The sequence below is a fragment of the Polynucleobacter sp. Fuers-14 genome, from assembly GCF_018882045.1.
Lineage (GTDB): Bacteria > Pseudomonadota > Gammaproteobacteria > Burkholderiales > Burkholderiaceae > Polynucleobacter.
This window is the reverse complement of sequence record NZ_JACVPG010000038.1, coordinates 1-1,385: the sequence shown is the minus strand read 5'-3', so window position 1 is coordinate 1,385 and position 1,385 is coordinate 1. Positions and strand designations below refer to the sequence as shown.

The 1,385-nt window shown below is 45.7% G+C and carries 1 protein-coding gene and 1 pseudogene; both read left to right on the top strand.

Annotation, left to right across the window (positions count from 1 at the left end):
- Positions 1–21: 21 nt before the first annotated feature.
- Positions 22–129 (top strand): annotated as a pseudogene (locus tag ICN40_RS11925) (autotransporter-associated beta strand repeat-containing protein); the annotation flags it as partial.
- Between the two features lie 45 nt (positions 130–174).
- On the top strand, positions 175–1,385 hold a 1,211-nt coding region (locus tag ICN40_RS11575; protein WP_308281786.1), incomplete at its 3' end, for an autotransporter-associated beta strand repeat-containing protein.

Here is a 1,385-nt window from a genome sequence, read left to right as displayed (position 1 = left end):
GCAAGCAATACTTTTGCTGGAGTGTTAGCAGATAACACTGGCGCGACAAATTTAGTCAAGTCTGGTACAGGCACTTGGGTGCTCTCTGGCACCAACACCTACACTGGTGGCACTACTATCTCTGCTGGTATCTTATCAATATCAGCTGATTCTAATCTTGGGTCGACTCCCTCTGTGGCAACATCAGATAATATTATTTTGTCCGGCGGTACGCTTGAAGCCGTTTTGTCAAGCTCAATCACTAACTTCAGATTGAATGCTAATAGGGGTATTACACTATTAGATGACAGCTCTTTATCGGCAATTACACCAAATACAGGTGGTATAGGCTTTGAAATTAATGGAGGTGTTTACGGGGCTCCAAATAGAGTTTTAAGTATTAACGCCGGAAATTCAAATGAAACTGGATCGGTAAGCTTTAGCGGCAGTAGCGCCTTGTCTTTCTCCGGCATGATTAATGTTGTCAGAGGTAGCTTAAAGTTTTCTTACTATGCAAGCACAGGATCGGTTTATTCTAAAAACACGATTAATTTGGAATCTGGCGCCTATCTCGACTTATATGGGTGGTATGGCTCCCCAACAATTGGCGGACTTTCTGGTGGCGGGACAGTATTAGCATCCGATGCCAACACTACTGGTTATAACTTATCTGTGGGCGGCAATAATCAAAACACCCTATTTTCTGGTGCAATTCAAGATGGCGCTGGGGCCTTTTCTCTGACCAAGGTTGGATCTGGCACCTTAACCCTTTCTGGCACCAACACCTACAGCGGTACCACGACGATTAGTGGGGGTACTTTAGCCTTAAGCGGCTCTGGTAGCGTCTCTAATTCAACGAGCGTTGCAGTTAATAGTAGCTTGGATATCTCTAGCACCATATCTGGTGCAACGATTAGAAATCTATCGAGTAGTGGTACTGATATTGGCAAAGTTTACTTAGGCTCTAAAGTATTGACGATCCTAAATACCGCCAGTAGCATTTTTTATGGTGTGATCTCTGATGATGGCTTTGTTGCTGGCACGACTGGCTCCCTCACTAAAACTGGCACAGGTACCTTAACCTTATCTGGCACCAACACCTACACTGGTGGCACTACTATCTCTGCTGGTACGCTCGCCTTAGGCGTAAGCAATGCCATGCCCGATAGCGGTGTTGTCACCATTAACGGCGGTACTTTTGCCATGGGAACATTTAACGATTCGATTTATAGCTTAGTGGTCGGTACAAGTGGTGGCTCTATTACCGGTTCTGGCTCCTTAACTAGCACCATTGGTTATGTCTTTAACAATACTAGTGGCAATGCACTGACCATCTCTGCAGTTTTGGCTGGAGCAGGGGCAACCTTAACTCAAGCTGGCACCGGTACAACTACCCTCTCAGCCGC